This is a genomic window from Streptomyces sp. NBC_01171, assembly GCF_045039805.1.
Classification (GTDB): domain Bacteria; phylum Actinomycetota; class Actinomycetes; order Streptomycetales; family Streptomycetaceae; genus Streptomyces.
In genome coordinates this window covers 4293655-4308080 of sequence record NZ_CP108609.1, presented here as the reverse complement: position 1 = coordinate 4308080, position 14426 = coordinate 4293655, and the positions used below count along the sequence as shown (strand labels likewise).

The following is a 14426-nucleotide window of genomic DNA, read 5'->3' as shown; positions in this document are numbered from 1 at the left end:
GTAAGGTCCGGTCCGATGTCTGGAGTCCGGGCATGACCAGTACCACCGCAGAGACAGGGCGTACGGCGCCCACGGCGGACGGCAACCGGGTCGAGCTGCTCATCGGCGGCATGACCTGCGCCTCCTGTGCCGCGCGGGTGGAGAAGAAGCTCAACCGCATGGACGGCGTGAGCGCCACCGTGAACTACGCGACGGAGAAGGCGAAGGTCAGCTTCGGCGACGGCGTCCGCGTCGCGGACCTGATCACGGTCGTCGAGAAGACCGGGTACACCGCCGAGGAGCCCCCGCCCCCGGAGCCGGAACCGGCCGACGACGCAGGCGAATCCGCCGGGCCCGCCGCGCGTGACCCCGAGCTGTCCGCGCTCCGGCAGCGGCTGCTCGTCTCCGCCCTGCTCGCCGTGCCCGTCATCCTGATGGCCATGGTCCCGCCGCTCCAGTTCGACAACTGGCAGTGGCTCTCGCTCACCCTCGCCGCGCCCGTGGTCGTCTGGGGCGGGTGGCCCTTCCACCGCGCCGCCTGGACCAACCTGCGGCACGGCGCGGCCACCATGGACACCCTGGTCTCGGTCGGCACGCTGGCCGCGTTCGGCTGGTCGCTGTGGGCCCTGTTCTTCGGCCACGCGGGCATGCCCGGCATGCGGCACGCCTTCTCGTTCACCGTCTCCCGCTCCGAGGGCACCTCCGTCATCTATCTGGAGGTCGCCGCCGGGGTGGTCGCGCTGATCCTGCTCGGCCGCTATCTGGAGGCCCGCTCCAAGCGCCGGGCCGGTGCCGCGCTGCGGGCGCTGATGGAGCTGGGCGCCAAGGACGTGACCGTGCTGCGGGACGGGCGGGAGACGCGGGTGCCGGTGGGCTCGCTCGCGGTGGGCGACCGGTTCGTGGTCCGGCCCGGCGAGAAGATCGCCACCGACGGCACGGTGCTCGAGGGCGTCTCCGCCGTCGACGCCTCCATGCTGACCGGCGAGTCGGTACCCGTCGATGTCTCCCCCGGCGACCGGGTCACCGGCGCCACCGTCAACGCGGGCGGGCGGCTGCTGGTCGAGGCGACCCGGGTCGGCGGGGACACCCAGCTCGCCCGGATGGCCCGGCTGGTGGAGGACGCGCAGAACGGCAAGGCCGAGGTGCAGCGGCTGGCCGACCGGATCTCCGCCGTGTTCGTGCCCGTCGTCATCCTGATCGCGCTGGGTACCTTCGGCGTCTGGCTCGGCGTCACCGGGGACACGGTCGCCGCGTTCACCGCCGCCGTCGCCGTGCTGATCATCGCCTGCCCCTGCGCCCTGGGCCTCGCCACCCCGACCGCGCTGATGGTCGGCACCGGGCGGGGCGCGCAGCTCGGCATCCTCATCAAGGGCCCCGAGGTGCTGGAGTCCACCCGCCGCGTCGACACCGTCGTCCTCGACAAGACCGGCACCGTCACCACCGGGCGGATGACGCTCCAGGAGGTGTACACCGCTCCCGGCGAGGACGAGAAGCAGGTGCTGCGGCTCGTCGGCGCCCTGGAGCACGCCTCCGAGCACCCCGTCGCCCGCGCCGTCGCCGAGGGCGCCGAGGAGCGGGTCGGCACGCTGCCCCCGGCCGAGCACTTCGAGAACGTTCCCGGCCGTGGCGTACGCGGCCGCGTGGACGGCCACGAGGTGGCCGCCGGACGGCTCTGGGACGACCTGCCCGGGGAACTGGCCGCCGCCCGCTCCAGGGCCGAACAGGAGGGCCGTACGGCCGTCGTGGCGGGCTGGGACGGGAAACCGCGCGCGGTGCTCGCCGTCGCGGACGCGGTGAAGAAGACCAGCGCCGAGGCGGTACGCGAACTGCGCGCGCTGGGTCTGACCCCGGTGCTGCTCACCGGGGACAACCGCACGGTCGCCGAGGCGGTCGCGCGCGAGGTCGGCATCGACGAGGTCATCGCCGAGGTGCTGCCCGAGGACAAGGTGGACGTGGTCCGGAAGCTGCGGCGCGAGGGGCGGACCGTCGCCATGGTCGGGGACGGGGTGAACGACGCGGCCGCGCTCGCCACCGCCGACCTCGGTCTCGCCATGGGCACCGGCACCGACGCGGCGATCGAGGCCGGGGACCTCACCCTGGTCCGGGGCGACCTGCGGGTGGCCGCCGACGCCATCCGGCTCTCCCGGCGCACCCTCGCCACCATCAAGGGCAATCTGGTGTGGGCCTTCGGCTACAACGTCGCCGCGTTGCCACTGGCCGCGGCGGGGCTGCTGAACCCGATGATCGCGGGGGCGGCGATGGCCTTCTCCTCGGTGTTCGTGGTGACCAACAGCCTGCGGCTGCGCCGGTTCCACTGAGGCGGGCCATGAAGTGCCGGGGATGGCCGGAAGAAGTCCCCCGAGGAGAAGTAAGAGTCCCTCTAGAGTCCGGCGCGCACCTCACATAAGCTCTTCACAAGGCTCGCGCATCTTCCTTACGCTTGGGTCCCGATCGCCGTATCGGGGCTCTTGCGCACCTATGGGACGTATGCAAGAGACGCAGATCACAGTGACGCGAACGTAACCATCGAAGGGGTTCGAAGGTCTAAGTTGGCGGTGTCAGTCCAGCGTCTTGGGGGGCGCCGGCTGGCATCTGGAGATGTCTTGGGGGACTTCTCCGGAGATGCGTTGCCGGGGCACGTACACCGGGAAGCTTTGAGCGGCCCTCCCAGCGTGCGCTGTCCCGGCAGACCGCAACCGTTTCACGTCACTGGAGCACGGCGGGTACGCCCGTCCTGCTCGGACAGCGAATTCAGGCGCTGTCTCTCCGAGCGCCCGGCCCGGATCCCGTGGGGGGAATCCGCACCGGGGCATGGGAAGGCGCCCTGGACGTCGGCCCGTGGGGGGACCGACGCCAGGGCGCCTTCCGCTTTTCTACGTGCTCAGCGCTGCTCGACCGGCACGAAGTCGCGCTCGACGACGCCCGTGTAGATCTGGCGCGGGCGGCCGATGCGGGAACCCGGCTCCTTGATCATCTCGGTCCACTGGGCGATCCAGCCCGGCAGCCGGCCGAGGGCGAACAGGACCGTGAACATCTCGGTCGGGAAGCCCATGGCCCGGTAGATCAGACCGGTGTAGAAGTCCACGTTGGGGTAGAGGTTGCGCGAGACGAAGTAGTCGTCGGAGAGCGCGTGCTCCTCCAGCTTGAGCGCGATGTCCAGCAGCTCGTCGGACTTGCCGAGCGCGGAGAGGACGTCGTGCGCGGCGGCCTTGATGATCTTGGCGCGCGGGTCGAAGGACTTGTACACCCGGTGGCCGAAGCCCATCAGGCGGACGCCGTCCTCCTTGTTCTTCACCTTGCGGATGAAGGAGTCGACGTCGCCGCCGTTGGCCTGGATGTTCTCCAGCATCTCCAGCACCGACTGGTTGGCGCCGCCGTGCAGCGGGCCCCACAGCGCGTTGATGCCGGCGGAGATCGAGGCGAACATGTTGGCCTGCGAGGAGCCGACCAGACGGACCGTGGAGGTCGAGCAGTTCTGCTCGTGGTCCGCGTGCAGGATCAGCAGCTTGTCCAGCGCGGAGACGACGACCGGGTCGAGGTCGTACTCCTGGGCCGGCACCGAGAACGTCATGCGCAGGAAGTTCTCGACGTAGCCGAGGTCGTTGCGCGGGTAGACGAACGGGTGGCCGATCGACTTCTTGTAGGCGTACGCCGCGATCGTCGGGAGCTTGGCCAGCAGCCGGATCGTGGAGAGGTCGCGCTGCTTCTCGTCGAACGGGTTGTGGCTGTCCTGGTAGAAGGTGGACAGCGCCGAGACGACCGAGGACAGCATGGCCATCGGGTGGGCGTCGCGCGGGAAGCCCCGGTAGAAGTTCTTGACGTCCTCGTGCAGCAGGGTGTGCCGCGTGATGTCGTTCTTGAACTTGGCCAGCTCGTCGACGGTCGGCAGCTCACCGTTGATCAGGAGGTACGCCACCTCGAGGAAGGTGGAGCGCTCGGCGAGCTGCTCGATCGGGTAGCCGCGGTAGCGGAGGATGCCCGCCTCGCCGTCGAGGTAGGTGACGGCGGATTTGTACGCGGCCGTGTTGCCGTAGCCGCTGTCCAGGGTCACCAGACCGGTCTGGGCGCGGAGCTTCCCGATGTCGAAGCCCTTGTCACCGACGGTGCTGTCGACCACCGGATAGGTGTACTCGCCGTCGCCGACCCGCAGTACTACCGCGTCGTTCTTGGTGTGCTCGCTCACGTCTTCCCTCACCGACTTAGTGCCTCATCTTCGAGGTGCCCTGACTGTCTCTACCATCCCCCATTTGGCTCAGGAGAGTGCACTCGGGGTCGCCACTTGGCCCACTGGCGGCACTCAGTGCCGTCAACCTGCTCATCCTGCCCCCTGGGCGGGGCATCCGGAAAGGCTCTGTGACCTTCGTGACTCATTTGATCGATCATTTTCGCCGACGCGTCCGGAACCGGCGAGCCTGAAGTCGAGCGCCGTGCACCGCCGGCCTGCCGACACCGTGCGTACGGCCTGCCCGATCGCCTTGCGCGAACCCACCAGCACCACCAGCTTCTTGGCGCGGGTGACCGCCGTGTAGAGCAGGTTCCGCTGGAGCATCATCCAGGCACCGGTGGTGACCGGGATCACCACGGCCGGGTATTCACTCCCCTGGGAGCGGTGAATGGTCACGGCGTAGGCATGGGCCAGTTCGTCCAGTTCGTCGAATTCGTACCCCACCTCCTCGTCCTCGTCGGTGCGCACCGTCAGGCGCTGCTCGACCGGGTCGAGTGAGGTCACCACGCCCACGGTGCCGTTGAAGACGCCGTTCGCGCCCTTGTCGTAGTTGTTGCGGATCTGGGTGACCTTGTCGCCGACCCGGAAGACCCGGCCGCCGAACCGCTTCTCCGGCACCTCGGGGCGGCCGGGGGTGACGGCCTGCTGGAGGAGGGCGTTGAGGGCGCCGGCGCCCGCCGGGCCGCGGTGCATCGGCGCGAGGACCTGGACGTCCCGGCGCGGGTCGAGGCCGAAGCGGGCCGGGATGCGGCGGGCGGCCACGTCCACGGTGAGCCGGCCGGCCTCCTCGGTGTCGTCCTCGACGAAGAGGAAGAAGTCGTCCAGTCCCTCGGTGAGCGGGTGTTGGCCCGCGTTGATGCGGTGCGCGTTGGTGACCACGCCGGACCGCTGGGCCTGGCGGAAGACGCGGGTGAGCCGGACGGCGGGCACCGGGCTCCCCTCGGCCAGCAGATCGCGCAGCACCTCCCCGGCGCCGACGCTGGGCAACTGGTCCACGTCGCCGACGAAGAGCAGATGGGCGCCGGGCGGTACGGCCTTGACCAGCTTGTTGGCGAGCAGCAGGTCCAGCATGGACGCCTCGTCCACCACCACGAGGTCGGCGTCCAGCGGGCGGTCGCGGTCGTAGGCGGCGTCCCCGCCGGGCTTCAGCTCCAGCAGCCGGTGCACGGTGGACGCCTCGGCGCCGGTCAGCTCGGCCAGCCGCTTGGCGGCGCGTCCGGTGGGCGCGGCGAGCACCACCTTGGCCCGCCGGGCGCGGGCGAGTTCGACGACCGAGCGGACGGTGAAGGACTTGCCGCAGCCGGGGCCACCGGTCAGGACGGCGACCTTCTCGGTGAGCGCGAGCCGGACGGCGGCCTCCTGCTCGGGCGCGAGGTCGGTGCCGGTACGGCCCTTCAGCCAGCCGAGCGCCTTGTCCCAGTTCACGTCCCGGAAGGCGGGCATCCGGTCCTCGCCGGTGCGCAGCAGCCGCGACACCTGGGCGGCGAGGGAGAGTTCGGCCCGGTGGAAGGGGACGAGGTACACGGCGGTGACCGGCTCCCCGCCGTCCGGTCCGGGCACCTTCTCCCGTACGACGCCGGGCTCCTCGCCCTCCTCGCCGGGGGCGGCCAGCTCGGCCAGGCACTCGATGACCAGGCCGGTGTCGACCTGGAGGAGCTTGACCGCGTCCGCGATGAGGCGTTCCTCGGGCAGGTAGCAGTGGCCCTGGTCGGTGGACTGCGAGAGGGCGTACTGGAGGCCGGCCTTGACGCGTTCGGGGCTGTCGTGGGGGATGCCGACGGACTGGGCGATCCTGTCGGCGGTGAGGAAGCCGATGCCCCAGACGTCGGCGGCGAGCCGGTACGGCTGGTTCTTGACCACGGAGATGGAGGCGTCGCCGTACTTCTTGTAGATGCGCACGGCGATGGAGGTGGAGACCTCCACGGTCTGGAGGAAGAGCATCACCTCCTTGATCGCCTTCTGCTCCTCCCAGGCGTCGGCGATGCGCGCGGTGCGCTTGGGGCCGAGGCCGGGGACCTCGATCAGACGCTTCGGCTCCTCCTCGATGATCTTCAGGGTGTCCAGGCCGAAGTGCCGGGTGATGCGGTCGGCGAAGACCGGGCCGATGCCCTTGACCAGGCCGGAGCCGAGGTAGCGGCGGATGCCCTGGACCGTGGCGGGCAGGACGGTCGTGTAGTTCTCGCAGGTGAACTGCTTGCCGTACTGCGGGTGGGAGCCCCAGCGGCCGCGCATCCGCAGCGACTCCCCCACCTGGGCGCCTAGCAGCGCGCCGACCACGGTGAGCAGGTCGCCGCCGCCCCGGCCGGTGTCGACGCGTGCGACGGTGTAGCCGGTCTCCTCGTCGGCGTAGGTGATGCGTTCCAGCACACCCTCCAACTCGGCCAACTGCCGTTCGCCCGTGGTGTTCCCCGTCTGTCGCGCCATGGGGCGACGGTACCGGCGGGGGCGGACAGTGAACCGCGTACCGGTCGCGCTCATCTGAGCAGGGTTCATCACGATCTGATTTCAGCCACCGGGGAGGGGCTTGTCCGGAGGCCGTGTAATCGATTCCAATCCTCCGGACACGTCGTTGTAAACGATTCCACAAGGAGGTGGAGCCGTCGATGGCGAGCATCAAGGACGTCGCCGCCGCGGCGGGTGTCTCCGTCGCCACGGTCTCGCGCGTGCTGAACGCTCATCCCTCGGTGAGCGCCGAGGCGCGCTCCCGTGTGCTGGCCGCCGTGGCCGCGCTGGGCTACCGGCCCAACGCCGTGGCCCGCTCCCTGCGCACCGACCAGACCCACGCCCTCGGTCTGGTGATCGGCGATGTGCTCAACCCGTACTTCACCGAGCTGGCCCGCTCGGTGGAGGAGGCGGCCCGCGCCCTCGGGTACAGCGTGATCATCGGCAACGCCGACGAGCGCCCCGATCTCCAGGACCATCACGTCCGCACCCTGCTGGACCGCCGGATCGACGGTCTGCTGGTCTCCCCGGCCCCCGGCGACTCCCCGCTGCTGCTGGACGCGTCCCGCGCGGGCACCCCGGTGGTCTTCGTGGACCGCTGGATCCCGGGCGCCGAGGTCCCGGTGGTCCGGGCCGACGGACGGCGGGCGGTACGGGACCTGGTGGCGCATCTGCACCTGCTCGGGCACCGGCGGCTCGCCATCATCGCGGGCCCGGCCGGCACCACGACCGGCAGCGAGCGGGTGGCCGCCTTCCGGGACGCGCTGGCCGCGTACGGGCTGCCGCTCACCGACGACCTGATCGGCCACGGCGACTTCCAGGCGGCCAGCGGGCGGCGGGTCACCGAGGGCTTCCTCGACCTGCCCGAACCGCCCCACGCGGTGTTCGCCGCCGACAACCTGATGGCGCTGGGCGCGCTCGACGCGATCCGGGCGCGCGGGCTGCGGGTGCCGGACGACATCGCGCTGGCGGTGTTCGACGACATCCCGTGGTTCGTGCACACCGACCCGCCGATCACCGCCATCGCCCAGCCCACCGGCGACCTGGGCCGGGCCGCCGTGCGTGCCCTGGTCGACCGGATCGAGGGGCGGACCGCGGAGTCCGTCACCCTCGACGCCCGGCTGGTGGTGCGCCGCTCGTGCGGGGCACCGGCGCCCGTACTCATTCCTCCCACGTCCCCCATGCGAAGGAGCACCCCCGTGCAGAGGAGCACACCGTGAGCGATCCCGACGAACTGCTGCGCGTCGAGGGCATCCGCAAGGCATTCCCCGGTGTGGTCGCGCTGGACGGCGTCGACTTCGGCCTGCGCCGGGGCGAGGTCCATGTCCTGCTCGGCGAGAACGGCGCGGGCAAGTCCACCCTGATCAAGACCCTCTCCGGCGCCTGCCCGCCCGACTCCGGGCGCATCCTGGTCGACGGCACCGAGGTCCGGGTGCGCAGCGCCCGGGACGCGGAGGCGCTCGGGATCGCCACCATCTACCAGGAGTTCAACCTGGTCCCGGATCTGACGGTGGCCGAGAACATCTTCCTGGGCCGCCAGCCGCGCCGGTTCGGCATGGTGGACCGGGGGCGGATGGAGGCGGACGCCGAGGTCCTGCTGAAGCGGGTCGGGCTGGACGTCTCCCCGCGTACCCGGGTGCGTGAACTGGGCATCGCCCGGCTCCAGATGGTGGAGATCGCCAAGGCGCTCAGCCTGGACGCCCGCGTGCTGATCATGGACGAGCCGACCGCGGTGCTCACCTCCGAGGAGGTCGGCCGGCTGTTCGCGCTGGTGCGCTCGCTGCGCACGGACGGCGTCGGCATCGTGTTCATCACCCACCACCTGGACGAGATCGCCGCGCTCGGCGACCGGGTCACCGTGATCCGGGACGGCCGCAGCGTCGGCCAGGTCCCGGCGTCCACGCCCGAGGACGAACTCGTCCGGCTGATGGTGGGCCGCTCCATCGAGCAGCAGTACCCGCGGGAACGCCCCGAGCGGGGCGAGCCGTTGCTCGCCGTCGAGGGGCTGACCCGGAACGGGGTCTTCCACGACGTGAGCTTCGAGGTGCGTGCCGGTGAGGTCGTCGGCATCGCCGGGCTGGTCGGCGCGGGCCGTACCGAGGTGGCGCGGGCGGTGTTCGGCGCCGACCCGTACGACGCGGGCTCGGTGAAGGTGCGCGGCACCGCGCTGCGCCGGCACGACGTGGACGCGGCGCTGACCGCCGGGATCGGTCTGGTGCCCGAGGACCGCAAGGGCCAGGGCCTGGTGCTGGACGCCTCCGTGGCGGAGAACCTGGGCCTGGTGACCCTGCGTTCGGCCAGCCGGGCCGGGCTGGTGGACCGCAAGGGCCAGTACGAGGCCGCCGGGCGGATCGCCGAGCGGCTGAACGTGCGGATGGCGGGCCTCGGCCAGCACGCGCGCACCCTGTCCGGCGGCAACCAGCAGAAGGTCGTCATCGGCAAGTGGCTGCTGGCCGACGCCGAGGTGCTGATCCTCGACGAGCCGACGCGCGGCATCGACGTCGGCGCCAAGGTCGAGATCTACCAGCTCGTCAACGAACTCACCGCGGCCGGCGCGGCCGTCCTGATGATCTCCAGCGACCTGCCCGAGGTGCTCGGCATGAGCGACCGGGTGCTGGTGATGGCCCAGGGCCGGATCGCGGGCGAACTCGAGGCCGCCGAGGCCACCCAGGACGCCGTCATGTCCCTCGCCGTGGGCACCCCCACGACCGACCCCAGTACCGAAACGGAGGCCCCCGGTGGCCACTGACACCCTCAAGAGCCGGGCGGACTCCGGCAGTTCCGCGGCGGGCGGCTTCGGCCGACTGCTGCTCGACAACGGCGCGCTGACCGCGCTGATCGTCCTCGTCATAGCCCTGTCGGTGCTCTCCGGGGACTTCCTCACCACCGACAACCTGCTCAACATCGGTGTGCAGGCCGCCGTGACGGCCATCCTCGCCTTCGGTGTGACCTTCGTGATCGTCTCGGCGGGCATCGACCTGTCGGTGGGCTCGGTGGCCGCGCTGTCGGCGACCGTGCTGGCCTGGAGCGCCACCTCGCACGGCGTACCGGTCGCCCTCGCGGTGGTCCTCGCGCTCGCCACGGGCATCGCGGCCGGCCTGGTCAACGGCTTCCTGACGGCGTACGGGAAGCTGCCGCCGTTCATCGCCACGCTGGCCATGCTGTCGGTGGCGCGCGGTCTGTCGCTGGTGATCTCCGGGGGCGTGCCGATCCCGTTCCCCGACTCCGTCTCGCACCTCGGGGACACCCTCGGCAACTGGCTGCCGGTGCCGGTGCTGGTCATGGTGGTGATGGGGCTGCTCGCGGCGTTCGTGCTGGGGCGGACCTACATCGGCCGGTCGATGTACGCGATCGGCGGCAACGAGGAGGCCGCGCGGCTCTCCGGTCTCCGGGTGAAACGGCAGAAGCTCGCCGTGTACGCGCTGTCCGGGGTGTTCGCGGCCGTGGCCGGTGTGGTGCTGGCCTCCCGGCTGTCCTCGGCGCAGCCGCAGGCCGCCGACGGCTACGAGCTGGACGCCATCGCGGCCGTCGTCATCGGCGGTGCCTCGCTGGCGGGCGGCACCGGCAAGGCGTCGGGCACCCTGATCGGCGCGCTGATCCTGGCGGTGCTGCGCAACGGCCTCAACCTGCTCTCCGTCTCCGCGTTCTGGCAGCAGGTCGTGATCGGTGTCGTGATCGCGCTGGCGGTGCTGCTGGACACCGTGCGCCGCAAGGCGGGGGCGACCCCGGTGGCGGCCGGTACCGGCGGCGGGAACCGGGGCAAGCAGGCGGCGACCTACGGGCTCGCGGCCGTGGTGACGGTGGCGATCGTCGGCGCGACCTCCTTCCTGCACGACCGCTCGGCCCCCGCGAACCCGAAGCTGGGCCTGTCGCTGTCGACGCTGAACAACCCGTTCTTCGTGCAGATCCGGGACGGCGCCCAGGCGGAGGCGAAGAAGCGGGGCGTGGACCTCACCGTCACCGACGCCCGTGACGACGCCTCCCAGCAGGCGGACCAGCTCCAGAACTTCACCAGCTCCGGCTACGGCGCGGTCATCGTCAACCCGGTCGACTCCGACGCGGCCGGCAACTCGGTGAAGGCCGCGGGCAAGGCCGGCATCCCGGTGATCGCCGTGGACCGCGGGGTCAACAAGGCGAAGGTGGCCGCGCTGGTCGCCTCCGACAACGTGGCGGGCGGCGAGCTGGCCGCGAAGACGGTCGCGGAGAAGCTCGGCGGCAAGGGCCGGATCGTCGTCCTCCAGGGCCAGGCGGGCACCTCCGCCGCGCGCGAGCGGGCCGAGGGCTTCGCCAAGGGACTGAAGCAGTTCCCCGGCATCAAGGTGCTGGCCCAGCAGCCCGCCGACTTCGACCGGGCCAAGGGTCTGGACGTGATGTCCAACCTGCTCCAGGCCCACCCCGACGTGCAGGGCGTCATCGCGGCCAACGACGAGATGGCTCTCGGCGCGATCAAGGCACTCGGCGCGAAGGCGGGCAAGTCGGTGCAGGTCGTCGGCTTCGACGGCACCCCGGACGGACTGAAGGCCGTCAAGAACGGCAGTCTGTACGCGTCGGTGGCTCAGCAGCCGACCCAGCTCGGCCGGATCGCCGTCACCAACGCCCTCAAGGCGCTGGACGGCGGCAAGGTCGCGCCCATGGTGAAGGTCCCGGTGAAGGTCGTCACCCGCGAGAACGTGGCCGGCTTCTCCGGCTGACCGCGCCTCAACATCCGTAAGGGAGCCTTGATGTACGACTACGACCTGCTGGTCGTGGGGTCCGCCAACGCCGATCTGGTGGTCGGGGTGGAGCGGCGGCCGGGTGCCGGGGAGACGGTGCTCGGCGGTGACCTGGCCGTCCATCCGGGCGGCAAGGGCGCCAACCAGGCGGTCGCCGCCGCCCGCCTCGGCGCCCGTACGGCGCTGCTCGCACGGGTCGGCGACGACGGTCACGGCCATCTGCTGCTGGACTCGCTCCGCTCGGCCGGGGTGGACACGACGGCCGTGCTGTCCGGCGGGGCGCCGACCGGGGTCGCGCTGATCACCGTCGACCCGTCCGGGGACAACAGCATCGTGGTCTCCCCCGGCGCCAACGCCCGCCTCACCGAGGACGACGTACGGGCGGCGGCCGGGGTGCTGGGCGCGGCGCGGGTGGTGTCGGCGCAGTTGGAGATCCCGCTGGAGACGGTGGCGGCCGTGGTGCGGGCGCTGCCCGAGGGCACCCGCTTCGTGCTGAACCCGTCGCCGCCGCGCCCGCTGCCCGACGAGGTGCTGGCCGCCTGCGATCCGTTGGTGGTCAACGAGCACGAGGCGCGGGTGCTGCTCGGTGACGGGGAGAGCGGCGACGATCCCGCCGACTGGGCCCGGCGTCTGCTGGCCCTCGGTCCGCGCTCGGTGGTGGTGACGCTGGGCGCGAAGGGCGCGCTGGTGTGCGACGCCTCGGGCGCGCGGGCGGTGCCGTCGGTGACGGTGGCCGCGGTGGACACCACGGGTGCCGGGGACGCGTTCACGGCCGCGCTGGCCTGGCGGCTGGGCGCCGGCGGGGAGTTGGCGGAGGCGGCGGCGTACGCGGCCCGGGTCGGCGCGGCGGCGGTGACCCGGCGCGGGGCGCAGGAGTCGTACCCGACGGCGGCCGAAGTGGCGGCGCTGGACGCCTGAGAAGTTTCGAGGGGGCGTCCCCGGTCGATGTGACCGGGGACGCCCCCTCGGCTTTCCCCCTACGTGCCGGAGCTTCGCAATCCCCCCACGGAATCCCCCCCGAAGCCCCGACGCGTAGTACGACACCGGGTGGCGGCGAAGGGTTGCACGCCCGTGGAAGATTTTTTTCGCGGGCCCCTAGTAGCTCAGGCCATGGCCGAGGGGATACAGCTCCTTGGCCGGGTCGTCCGCCCGCGCGATGGGCACCGGGAGCTTGCCGCGCGGCTTCACCCGGCCCGCGATCACCCGTGCGGCGGCCCGGAGTTCGACGTCGGTCCAGGAGTAGGCGGCCAGGTGCGCCTTGACCTCGGTGAGCTGGGCGACGTCGTACGGGTTGCGGATCGCCAGCGCGATCACCGGGCGGCCGGTGGCCAGCAGCCGTCGGGCCAGGGTGCGCTGGGAGCTGCCCGCGGTCACGTTGTACGTGGCCACGATCACCGCGTCGGCGTCCTGAGCGGCCTTGACCGCCTTGGCGATGCTGTCCGCCGTGGGTGCGGTGCCGGTGGACAACGCTGTTGCCTTGAAGCCGAGTTCGGTCAGCGCGGCGGCCAGTACGCCGGTGGGCGGGCCGGTGGTGCCGGACGGGGAGGCCGGGTCGGCGCCGACGACCAGGACCTTCGGCTGCCTGCGCCGGTCCAGCGGGAGCAGCCGGCCCTCGTTGACCAGCAGGGTGGTGGTGCGGTCGGCGATGCGATCGGCGGCCGCCAGGTGCTGCTTGCTGCCGACGATCCGGTCGACACCGCCGTGGAAGGGGCGGGCGGGCCGGAAGAGGCCGAGCTTCGCCTTCATGCGCAGGATGCGGAGAACCGATTCCTCCACGCGGGCCTCGGTCAGCTCGCCGTTGCGGACGGCGGCCAGCACCGCGTTCCAGGCCACGTCCATGGAGGGCGGGTTGAGGAGCTGGTCGACCCCGGCCTTGAGCGCGAGCACCGGCACCCGGTCGTCGCCGTACTTGGTGCGGACGCCCTCCATGCCGAGGGAGTCGGTGATGACCACACCGTCGTAGCCGAGTTCGCCGCGCAGGATGCCGGTGACGATCGGGTGGGAGAGGGTGGCGGGGTCGCCGGAGGGGTCGAGCGCGGGGAACTGGATGTGCGCGGTCATCACGGAGTCGATGCCCGCGGCGACGGCGGCCCGGAACGGCACCGCGTCCAGCTTGTCCCACAGTTCCCGGCTGTGCGTGATGACGGGGAAGCCGGTGTGGCTGTCGACGGCGGTGTCGCCGTGGCCCGGGAAGTGCTTGGCGGTGGCCGCGACTCCGGCCGCCTGGTACCCCTTCACCTCGGCCGCCACCAGGGCGCCGACGAGGGCGGGGTCGGCGCCGAAGGACCGTACGCCGATGACCGGGTTGGCCGGGTTGACGTTGACGTCGGCGTCGGGCGCGTAGTCCTGGTTGACGCCCATCGCGCGCAGCTCGGTGCCGGAGATGCGCCCGGTGGTGCGGACGTCGGTGCGGGAGCGGCCGGCGGCCAGCGCCATGGCGCCGGGGAGCAGGGTCGCGGGCTTGCCGATCCGGCAGACGGCGCCGTGCTCCTGGTCGGTGGCGATGAGCATGGGCAGCCCGCGCGGCCGGGACAGCGACGAGCGCTGGATGCCGCCCGAGAGGGCGGCGATCTGGTGCGGGTCGCGGGTGTTGTGCGCCCAGGTGAAGTAGATGATGCCGCCGACCCGGTACCGCTCGATCAGCTCGTCGGCGGTGCGGACGCCGAGTTCTGTCAGGTTGGCGTCGATGTCCGCCTGGTCGGGGGCGGTGGCGGAGTGGCCGTAGATCCGGGAGACGAAGAGCTGGCCGACCTTCTCCTCCAGCGTCATCCGCGCGATGATCGCGCGCAGCGCCGCGTCGTCCGGGGCGGCGGCGTGGGCCCTGCCGGAGGCGGCGGGGACGGCGAGCGCGGCGCCGAGGCCGGCCGCGCTCGCGAACAGGGACCGTCTGGAGGGCCCCGCGGTGTTTCCCGTGCTTCCCGTGCTGGTGTGGTGCACGTGCGCCCCTTCCGAAGGAGAGAACCGCTGAAGGAAACTTTCGGAAGTCACCAATATCCGGGAAGTTTCTTTCCGTCAAGGGAACTCACGGGGCATCACCCAGCGCGACCGTAAACGGCGAAGGGGGCGCC

8 protein-coding genes are annotated in these 14426 nt (G+C 71.7%); 5 read left to right on the top strand and 3 right to left on the bottom strand.

Annotation, left to right across the window (positions count from 1 at the left end; translation table 11 throughout):
* Positions 1-32 precede the first annotated feature (32 nt).
* Positions 33-2297 (top strand): heavy metal translocating P-type ATPase, encoded by a 2265-nt coding sequence (locus OG448_RS19855; RefSeq protein ID WP_405555607.1) that lies wholly within the window; start codon positions 33-35, stop codon positions 2295-2297.
* 563 nt (positions 2298-2860) lie between these two features.
* On the opposite strand, the gene OG448_RS19850 is transcribed toward OG448_RS19855, so the two are convergent.
* On the bottom strand, positions 2861-4162 hold the full coding sequence (locus OG448_RS19850; RefSeq protein ID WP_030816654.1) for a citrate synthase: 1302 nt from the start codon (positions 4160-4162) through the stop codon (positions 2861-2863).
* A gap of 132 nt (positions 4163-4294) precedes the next feature.
* Entirely contained in the window at positions 4295-6628 is a 2334-nt protein-coding gene (locus tag OG448_RS19845; protein ID WP_405555605.1) for an ATP-dependent RecD-like DNA helicase, read from the bottom strand.
* Between the two features lie 179 nt (positions 6629-6807).
* Here OG448_RS19845 and OG448_RS19840 point away from each other — a divergent pair, with 179 nt between their 5' ends.
* The 4 genes from OG448_RS19840 to OG448_RS19825 are packed head-to-tail and all read left to right on the top strand — an operon-like array spanning position 6808 to position 12276.
* Positions 6808-7866: a LacI family DNA-binding transcriptional regulator gene (locus OG448_RS19840; RefSeq protein ID WP_405555603.1), complete on the top strand. Its 1059-nt coding sequence runs from the start codon at positions 6808-6810 to the stop codon at positions 7864-7866.
* Complete coding sequence (locus OG448_RS19835) at positions 7863-9395, top strand: sugar ABC transporter ATP-binding protein (RefSeq protein ID WP_405555601.1); 1533 nt, start codon at positions 7863-7865, stop codon at positions 9393-9395. The genes OG448_RS19840 and OG448_RS19835 overlap by 4 nt, the downstream gene beginning before the upstream one ends.
* Positions 9385-11337, top strand: coding sequence for a substrate-binding domain-containing protein (locus tag OG448_RS19830; protein ID WP_405555600.1), 1953 nt, complete (start codon positions 9385-9387; stop codon positions 11335-11337). Before OG448_RS19835 ends, OG448_RS19830 begins: the two co-directional genes overlap by 11 nt.
* A gap of 30 nt (positions 11338-11367) precedes the next feature.
* Positions 11368-12276, top strand: coding sequence for a ribokinase (locus tag OG448_RS19825; protein ID WP_405555598.1), 909 nt, complete (start codon positions 11368-11370; stop codon positions 12274-12276).
* A 177-nt stretch (positions 12277-12453) separates the two neighbouring features.
* On the opposite strand, the gene OG448_RS19820 is transcribed toward OG448_RS19825, so the two are convergent.
* Positions 12454-14295 carry a glycoside hydrolase family 3 protein gene (locus OG448_RS19820; RefSeq protein ID WP_405555596.1) on the bottom strand — a complete coding sequence of 614 codons (1842 nt, stop codon included), beginning with the start codon at positions 14293-14295 and terminating at the stop codon, positions 12454-12456.
* Between the last annotated feature and the right edge of the window lie 131 nt (positions 14296-14426).